Annotated in this window: 12 protein-coding genes; 7 read left to right on the top strand and 5 right to left on the bottom strand. The window is 65.9% G+C overall.

Annotated features, from left to right (window positions below; all coding sequences use genetic code 11):
* On the top strand, positions 1 to 349 hold a 349-nt coding region (locus tag ACRDUX_RS31880), incomplete at its 5' end, for an enoyl-CoA hydratase/isomerase family protein (RefSeq protein ID WP_526420019.1).
* A 5-nt stretch (positions 350 to 354) separates the two neighbouring features.
* On the opposite strand, the gene ACRDUX_RS31885 is transcribed toward ACRDUX_RS31880, so the two are convergent.
* Together ACRDUX_RS31885 and ACRDUX_RS31890 are read right to left on the bottom strand one after the other, a co-directional pair.
* Positions 355 to 894 carry a VOC family protein gene (locus tag ACRDUX_RS31885; RefSeq protein WP_526420021.1) on the bottom strand — a complete coding sequence of 180 codons (540 nt, stop codon included), beginning with the start codon at positions 892 to 894 and terminating at the stop codon, positions 355 to 357.
* Between the two features lie 25 nt (positions 895 to 919).
* Positions 920 to 1,348 carry a nuclear transport factor 2 family protein gene (locus ACRDUX_RS31890; RefSeq protein WP_526420023.1) on the bottom strand — a complete coding sequence of 143 codons (429 nt, stop codon included), beginning with the start codon at positions 1,346 to 1,348 and terminating at the stop codon, positions 920 to 922.
* A 79-nt stretch (positions 1,349 to 1,427) separates the two neighbouring features.
* On the opposite strand from ACRDUX_RS31890, the gene ACRDUX_RS31895 reads away from it, so the two are divergent.
* A complete protein-coding gene (locus ACRDUX_RS31895; RefSeq protein WP_526420025.1) occupies positions 1,428 to 1,889 on the top strand; it encodes an Rv2576c family protein in 462 nt (153 codons plus the stop codon).
* Between the two features lie 14 nt (positions 1,890 to 1,903).
* Here the strand turns inward: ACRDUX_RS31895 and ACRDUX_RS31900 are convergent, their stop codons facing one another.
* Positions 1,904 to 2,515, bottom strand: a complete 612-nt coding sequence (locus ACRDUX_RS31900) for a TetR/AcrR family transcriptional regulator (protein WP_526420027.1) — start codon at positions 2,513 to 2,515, stop codon at positions 1,904 to 1,906.
* Between the two features lie 196 nt (positions 2,516 to 2,711).
* Between ACRDUX_RS31900 and ACRDUX_RS31905 the strand changes: the two genes are divergently transcribed.
* Complete coding sequence (locus ACRDUX_RS31905) at positions 2,712 to 3,992, top strand: cytochrome P450 (protein ID WP_526420029.1); 1,281 nt, start codon at positions 2,712 to 2,714, stop codon at positions 3,990 to 3,992.
* 69 nt (positions 3,993 to 4,061) lie between these two features.
* Positions 4,062 to 4,586, top strand: a complete 525-nt coding sequence (locus ACRDUX_RS31910) for a hypothetical protein (protein WP_526420030.1) — start codon at positions 4,062 to 4,064, stop codon at positions 4,584 to 4,586.
* A gap of 14 nt (positions 4,587 to 4,600) precedes the next feature.
* On the opposite strand, the gene ACRDUX_RS31915 is transcribed toward ACRDUX_RS31910, so the two are convergent.
* On the bottom strand, positions 4,601 to 5,074 hold the full coding sequence (locus ACRDUX_RS31915) for a MarR family winged helix-turn-helix transcriptional regulator (RefSeq protein ID WP_526420031.1): 474 nt from the start codon (positions 5,072 to 5,074) through the stop codon (positions 4,601 to 4,603).
* A 73-nt stretch (positions 5,075 to 5,147) separates the two neighbouring features.
* Here ACRDUX_RS31915 and ACRDUX_RS31920 point away from each other — a divergent pair, with 73 nt between their 5' ends.
* On the top strand, positions 5,148 to 5,876 hold the full coding sequence (locus ACRDUX_RS31920; protein WP_526420032.1) for an NAD(P)-dependent oxidoreductase: 729 nt from the start codon (positions 5,148 to 5,150) through the stop codon (positions 5,874 to 5,876).
* The gene (locus ACRDUX_RS31925; protein WP_526420034.1) at positions 5,873 to 6,457 is read left to right on the top strand and encodes an anthrone oxygenase family protein; all 585 of its coding nucleotides are present in this window, start codon (positions 5,873 to 5,875) and stop codon (positions 6,455 to 6,457) included. The genes ACRDUX_RS31920 and ACRDUX_RS31925 overlap by 4 nt, the downstream gene beginning before the upstream one ends.
* Before the next feature lie 66 nt (positions 6,458 to 6,523).
* Here the strand turns inward: ACRDUX_RS31925 and ACRDUX_RS31930 are convergent, their stop codons facing one another.
* The gene (locus tag ACRDUX_RS31930) at positions 6,524 to 6,928 is read right to left on the bottom strand and encodes a hypothetical protein (protein ID WP_526420036.1); all 405 of its coding nucleotides are present in this window, start codon (positions 6,926 to 6,928) and stop codon (positions 6,524 to 6,526) included.
* A gap of 212 nt (positions 6,929 to 7,140) precedes the next feature.
* On the opposite strand from ACRDUX_RS31930, the gene ACRDUX_RS31935 reads away from it, so the two are divergent.
* Positions 7,141 to 7,656, top strand: coding sequence for an Rv2253/PknI dimerization domain-containing protein (locus ACRDUX_RS31935; protein WP_526420038.1), 516 nt, complete (start codon positions 7,141 to 7,143; stop codon positions 7,654 to 7,656).
* Positions 7,657 to 7,730: the final 74 nt, after the last annotated feature.

Here is a 7,730-nt window from a genome sequence, read left to right on the forward strand (position 1 = left end):
GATCGGCTTCAACCAGGCGGCGCTGGCGATCATGCCCGCCTGGGGTGGGGCCGAGCGACTGGCCGCACTGGTCGGCAAGGGCAGGGCTCTGCTCCTCGCCGGAACCGGCTCCATCATGACCGCCGCCGAGGCCCACCGAGTGGGCCTTGTCGACGTCGTCGTGCCACGCGCGGCGTTCGAGGACGAGTGGCGCAGCGTTGCCAGGAAGCTCTCGACACCGTCGGCAGTCGCGATCAAGCGGGTGACGGCGGGGGCGTCGGCCGATGAGGCCGTCGCGGCGTTCGCCCGACTGTGGGCCTCCGACGAGCACTGGGCCGCCGCCGACCGGGTGATGAACCGCGCCAGGTGAGCTGACTACCCGCCGACGGTCCGAATGGGATCGCTACCGTCCCAGTTCCTGGCCTCCTCACGCACGAAGGCACCCATGCCTGCGGTGAGCTCCGTGAGCTCCATGATCTCGTAGACGGTCGCCGGTCCGCCGGCAGGCGGTTCCACATACGCGAAACGGGTGGCAGGCGCCTGCGTCGACTCGCCTGGGTCCGACCACACCACGGGCCAGCCGGCCGCCTCGGCAGCTGCCACGTCCGCGTCGAAGTCGTCTGACCACCAAGCCAACTGGTGGAACCCCTCTCGTCCAGCGGCGAGGAACTCGGTGAAGATCGACGGGGTGTCACCGTGCTGGTGGATCAACTCGACCTGTAGCTCGCCGGAGTTGGCCAGCGCGATCGAGATCGAGACCTCGCACGGCTCGCCCCGGTAGATCACGTGCTGGACGTGCTCGCGGACCACGAACCAGGGGCCTACGCCGAGCGCGAGCCATTCGGCCAGTGCAGCGTCGAGATCTCGCACGACGTAACCGATCTGACGAATGGGACCGGGCAGCGGTGCGGTCACGACGCCGTCTCCGTGAACGGGGTGCTCATGGCGCCTTGCTCCCGAATTCGACGATCAGCCGGGTCAGCCGAAGCGATGCCAACTTCCACGCGTCGCCGCGACGAACCCAGCGTTCGTGGTAGTGCCCGTAGCCCGCCAGCTCGGGACCGCTCTGCCAGATCACCCTGTCCTGCATCGCCCAGATGACATCGGCTCCGTCGCCGTTCAGTTCGATCAGCGGCGTATGCACCTGGTGCGCCGAGCGCGCGTTCGTCAGCGACGACCGGATCATCTCGACGGCGGCCTCGCGGCCGTGCACCACCGGTACACCGGTCCCGTCACTGACGTCGAGGACGACGTCGTCGGTCATCAGGTCTCCGAACCCCGTCCAGTCGCGCGTATCCAGGGTGTAGCAGTACCGCGCCTTGGCCGTGGTGAGCTCGTAGAACGCGTCGTGGGTGGCTGGGTCGGTCATCCGGGCCCCGCTTTCGTCGTCGTCGCTGTTTGTGCGCCATTCTGGCCAACTGAGGGTAATCGCGTTCTAATATCTGGAAATGACCTTTCCGGCACCTCGGACGCTACCCGTACGACTGGTGGCGGGGCTCAGTCCGCTGCTCGTGACGGGGAGTCTGATTCTCGGTACCGGCGTGGCCGCCGCGGACGACGATCCCCTGCCGCCAGGACCACCGCTGCACTCCGTGAAGTACACCGTCTTCTCGGAGACGCCGTTCCGCAACGCCGAGATCTACTACCGCGCCTCCGACCCGCCGAACTTCGGCGACTACAGCCACAATCCGTACGTGTTCAGCCCCAACGTGGAGGCCGACCTCGGACCGAATCAGCAGTGGACCATGGACGCCATGCTCGCCAACCCGGCGGACTGGGCGATGGTCACCGTGAGCAGCCTGGACTCGCCGAAGAGGCCGAACTTCCACTGTGTGCTCGCCGTCGACGGCCAGGTGGTGGCGACGGATCAGGGACCGAAGGGGGCGCTCTGCTCGATCCGCAACTGGTGATGCGAACGCACGGCTCAGGCGGACGCCGTGGTCGCCGTCGGCGCCCGCTCCCCCTCGAAGCGGCGCAGCCACTCCTCGCAGAACGCAAGCATCTCGGCGTGCCCCTTCGACATGCCGAGCGCCCGCTCCAGTACCAGCACCTGGGAGACGCTCGTCGCGAACAGCGCCCACACCACCGGCGGAACGTCGGCCACCTCGTAGCCGTAGCGCCGCAACGCCGCCGTCATCGCCTCGACCTGCTGTTCACGGAAACGTTCGGCGTAGAACGCGATCTCGGTGCGCAGTGCCTTGCGGTGGTTGGCGAGTCCCATGAACTCCATGGTCAGTTGCGTGGCCTGGGGGTCGGTGCCGAACTCCCACAGCGCCCACAGCGGTTGGTCCGACTGAAGCGCTTCGGCAAGGGCTTCGAGGCCCTGCTTCGCTCTGCGCCGGAATACCTCGACGAACATCTCGTCCATGGTTCGGAAGTAGTAGTGCACCAGCTGCGGCTTCAGCCCGGCCCGGTCGGCCACCCGTCGCGACGTCACGGCGGCGTAGCCGTCCTCCAGCATCAACTGCTCGGCGGCGTCGAGCAGTACGCCGCGGTTCTTGGCGTCCGGCCCCCCGATCCTCCGGTCCGATGCCATGCCCACACTTCCTTCTCTCAGACGGTCACGTTCAACAGGGAAATGGTAGACGCGGTCGGGCCCCGTGACCTTGACCGCGACAGTACGCGATGCTAAGCATGTGCTCAGCACTTTCAGCCCACGGATTGCGCCATCGCATCGAACCTGCGTACTCCCCTCGTCTCCCGCCTGACGGCATCGGAAGGAACCCCAAGAGATGACCGCCGACTTCGACACCGTCGACTACTTCACCGATCAGTCCCTGGTACCGGATCCACACCCCTACTTCGATCACCTGCGAAGCAAGTGCCCGGTGGTGCGGGAGCCCAACTACGGCGTGCTGGCGATCACCGGCTACGACGAGGCCAACACCGTGCTGAAGGACACCGACACGTTCTCGTCGTGCATCGCGGTGGCCGGACCGTTTCCGCCGCTGCCGTTCACGCCGGAGGGCGACGACATCACCCAGCAGATCACCGAGCACCGCCAGCTGATGCCGCTCTTCGAGCACATGGTCACCATGGATCCGCCCGATCACACCAACGCCAGGTCGCTCCTCAACCGGCTCCTCACCCCGAGCCGACTGAAGGAGAACGAGGACTTCATGTGGCGGCTTGCCGACGAGTGTCTCGACGACTTCATCGCCGACGGGAAGTGCGAGTTCCTATCCGCGTATGCAAAGCCCTTCTCCCTCTTGGTGATTGCCGACCTCCTCGGGGTGCCTCATGAAGACCACGACGAGTTCCGGGCCGTCCTCGGCGCACCTCGACCCGGGGCCCAGGTCGGCTCCCTCGACGGCGATCTGGTGGCGAGCAATCCGCTGGAGTGGCTGGACGACAAGTTCGTCGCCTACCTCGAGGAGCGCCGCAGGGAGCCCAAGGACGACGTCCTCACCGCGCTGGCGACCGCGAAGTACCCCGACGGCTCCACGCCACCGGTCATCGAGGTCGTCCGCTCGGCGACGTTCCTGTTCGCCGCGGGTCAGGAAACCACCACCAAACTCCTCTCCGCCTCGATCAAGGTGCTCGGCGAGCGGCCGGACATCCAGGAGGCGTTGCGCAAGGACCGCAGCCGAATTCCGATCTTCGTCGAGGAGTCACTGCGGATGGACGCTCCCGTGAAGAGCCAGTTCCGGTTGGCGAAGAAGAACACCCATCTCGGTGACACCGACGTGCCTGCGGGCACCACCGTGATGGTCTGCCCCGGCGCGGTGAACCGGGACCCCGTGCGGTTCGAGAACCCGCACGACTTCAGCCTGGACCGCAAGAACGTGCGTGAGCACATCGCGTTCGGCCGCGGGGTGCACTCCTGCCCGGGTGGCCCGCTGGCCCGCGTCGAGGGCCGGGTCTCCGTGGAACGCATCCTCGACCGCATGAAGGACATCACCATCGACGAGCAGAAGCACGGCCCGGCGGGCGATCGCAGCTTCGACTACGAGCCCACCTTCATTCTTCGCGGGCTCACCGAGATCAACATCGAGTTCACGCCCGTGACCTAGGCGCCCGACCTCAAAGTCCGCACGGGAAAACGCGTTACGAGGGTACCCACGGCCGTTAGGCTGCAGGCGATGGCACATTCGCGAGGACGGGAGATGGCCGTGGCGACAGCGGCAAGGGCAGCGGCGCCGGTTCTGGGTGCGGCCCTAGTGGCAATGGCCACCGTGGCCGCACCTGCCGCTAGTGCGGCGGACCAGATGCGGATCGGGAACTACGAGGTTCTCAACGACCGCTGGAACGATCACTCGTGGGTGTGGTCGGTCAGCCACTCCTGCAAAGACGATCCCGAATGTGGCACGTACTTCGACGATCCGGTGCTCGCGCCCCATAGCGACAACCTCAACGTGATCGCCATTCCGCGGCCGCTGAAGAGTCAACGGTTCCAGAACACGGCGTTCTATGCCGACGGCAGGTACACCCTGACGGTCGACGTCATCGACGGGGTGCGCTGCGTCGGTTACAACCTGCCATCGCACGACGTCTACTCGTGGGACGCTGCGACGCTGGCAGGGACCATCGACTCGTCGTATGACGCGAGCTGCTACGGCGGACCCGGCGGCAACAGCACGTATACCTTTTCGCTGCAAAGGTTTTAAAGCGATTCTGGCGGTCAAACCAGCCCGGGATGCACACCGGGGATGAGCCCGGCGGCAGCTGCGACACGCTGCAGCAGCCGTCGTAGCGTGTCACGCTCCTCGGCAGACAGCGACGCGGCAATCTCGTCTTCGAGTTGGCGTCCCTGCTCGTGAAGCGACGGCAGCAAGCGGCGCGCCTTCGCAGTGAGCGTCACGGCAAAGGCGCGCCGATCGTCGGGGTGGGGCTGACGCTTGACCAATCCCCCGTGCTCCAGGTTGTCGATCACTACCACCATCGCATTGCGATGGATGCCCAAACGTTCCGATAACCGGCGTTGCGACTGTCCATCATCGGCAGCCAGTGCCAGCAGCACCGCGTAGGTCCGCGGCTGTGCGCCGATCGGCGCCAGCCGACGCTGAAAGTCGGTGGCGACGTGCGACCCGAGTTGAGCGAGCAAGAACGGTATGCGTTCGTCTAATTCGGCGATGCCAGCTGGCTCCTCACTCATGTCGCCAGAATAGCACTTGACATGATTGTCACATCTAGTGATGATCATATTCAGTGACTAAAAGGAGATTGACATGAAGCTCGTGATCTTCGGCGCCAACGGCCAAACCGGCCGGCTACTCACCAGCCAGGCCTTGGCAGCCGGGCATGAGGTGGTCGCGGTGACCCGCAATGAGCGCCAGTTCCCCATCGCGGGTGCGGGTTTGACCGTCGCCGGAGCGGACGTTCGCGACGAAGCCGCCGTTGCAGAGGTCATCGTTGGCGCCGATGCGGTGCTGTCGACCCTGGGCGTGTCCTTCACCCGTGAGCCCGTAGACACCTATTCGGTCGGCACCGCCAACATCGTGGCCGGCATGCGGAAAGCGGGGGTGCGCCGGTTGGCGGTGGTCAGTTCGACGGCCGCCTACCCCACCCGACGGACCCGCAGTCCGCTGTTGATCCGGCTGATGGAACCCATCATCACCCGCACCATCGGCAAGACCGTCTATCAGGACATCCGTTCCATGGAGACGATCGTGCGCGAGAGCGAGCTGGACTGGACCATCGTGCGACCGTCGGGACTCTTCGACCTGGCAGCGCCCACCGACTATCACGCCGGGCAAGTCGATCCGATCGGCGCTTTCACCGCGCGCATCGATCTGGCGCACTACCTGCTGGTGGTTGCCGACGATCCCGCCTTGGCCGGGAAGGCGGTCATCGTGTCGACCACCGAACACACACCGTCGGTATGGCAGATGATCGCACGCGAGGCCAGCGCCAAACCTGCCGACCCGAGCCCGACCGCAAACCGGGGGACGTCATGAGCGCAGCAGGCGAAGCCCAACCACGCGAACGAGATTCGCTAGAAACCGCAACCAGGCCGGTTCAACGGCCCGCCGACGTCATCGCGCGCAGTGCCCTGTTGGTCGGCCTGCTTTTCAGCGGTCTGTTCGCGGGCTTTCTCCTTGCCGTTCTCGTCCTGGAAGCCAGCATGCGAAGTCTCCCAGCCGCAGGCTACGTCGAGGTTCGCCACGTCGAACTCGCGCACCTCGACGACCTCGCGACGGTCCTGCTGCCGGTCGCGCTGCTGGCCACCGCGACGCTGGCCGTCATCACCGTGGTCCGGCGCGCGCCAGGGCGCTGGCTGGCGGTCACCGGTTTGGTCCTGCTCGCGGTGGCCTTGATCGTCAGTGTGCTCGTCAGCGTTCCCATCAACACCGAACAAGCAATGTGGTCGGCGCTTGCCCCACCGCTCGACTGGGCCGAGGTACGCGACCGCTGGCAGGTCGCCCATCTGGCGCGCACCATCGCCGCCTCCTGCGCATTCCTCGTCTTGGCCATGGCCGCCGTCACCCAGCGGCCCACCTCGACGCGGCGCCGGCGGCGGCCTAAACCTCTTGCCTAGCAACGTGTTCGGCCTCAGGGCCGGGCCGGATCGCATTCGAGCATCAACGCCCGTCTGCCACCCGGCCTAGATGTCGCCGCGCGTCCAGGCACTGGCGCCGTTGCGCGAGTCGCAGGACAGGAACAACCCGTCTGGAGCCTGGGCCATTTCACCGTCGCGCCCCGAGCAGTTGCTGCCCTCGAGTTTGACGCCGCGCAGTTCGGTGGACCGGAACCAGCGTGGCGCGTAGCGGCGCGGCGATCCGCAGAACACCAACCTGCCCCAGTCCGTCACCCCGAACACGTAATAGGTGGTGCTCTCACACGGAGCGCCGAGCACCGCCCCTGGCTGAATCCCCGGCACGCAGGCGGGTTCGTTGCATGAAGTCAGATCATCGGCGGGCGCAGGATCGGCCGGATCAGCCACCACCGGTGGAGCGGTGAACAACCCCGCGATCACCATGGCGGCAGCGGCAGCTACGACGAGTCGCACGGTAGCCACTCTCCCACAAAAGAGAGTGAAATTCTCTTGATCCGAGAAGATCTCGGTATCACGAACCCGCTGGTGAGGGCGGCGGAGGATGCCCCGGGCGGACCGTCGGAACCGCTCCCCCTCCATCGGAGGCAGTGTTATTCTCCTGTTTAAGAATGGCATTGCCACGGCAGTGTTCGGGCACGTCGATGATGGTATTCGAGGAGCAGGTCATGGTCGTAGCGAAGGTGATGTCGGGTGCCGCGCTGATGGCCGCTGCGATGACGGTGCTTTCGACCGCGCCCCAAGCCGGCGCCGAATACGAGCAGTACGCCATGAACGGCACGTTCTCCGTCGTCTCGAACGGCGAGTGGGCCAGGATGAACGATCGCTACCAGGACCAACCGTCGGTGCGAAGCACCTGGACAGTCACCAGCACGTGCACGACCGCAATCACGTGCGCGGGCAAGGTCACCAGCACACTGGGCTGGACCGAAGACATCTACACCACGATGGGCAACCTATGGTACGTCAAACACTATGTGCCCGACTGGATCCCGTGCCCGGACGGGGGCACGTCCCCTGGGCTTCAGGTGTACCGGATCTACCGCGCCAACGACGAGGGCATGTCCTACGCGGACTCGCCCAACTGGCTCGGCGAGGACGAGACCACGGGCGTCAGCGGCAACTGCGGCAGGAACCGCTCGCTCGTGATGAACCTGCCGGTCAAGCTCACCAAGATCGACTGAACCACAGCCGAACCGCACCACGTAGGCCCTGCCGTCAATCGGTGGGGCCTACGTGCGTGCGTGCCCTAGTGGGG

The organism is Mycobacterium sp., assembly GCF_050701675.1.
Lineage (GTDB): Bacteria > Actinomycetota > Actinomycetes > Mycobacteriales > Mycobacteriaceae > Mycobacterium.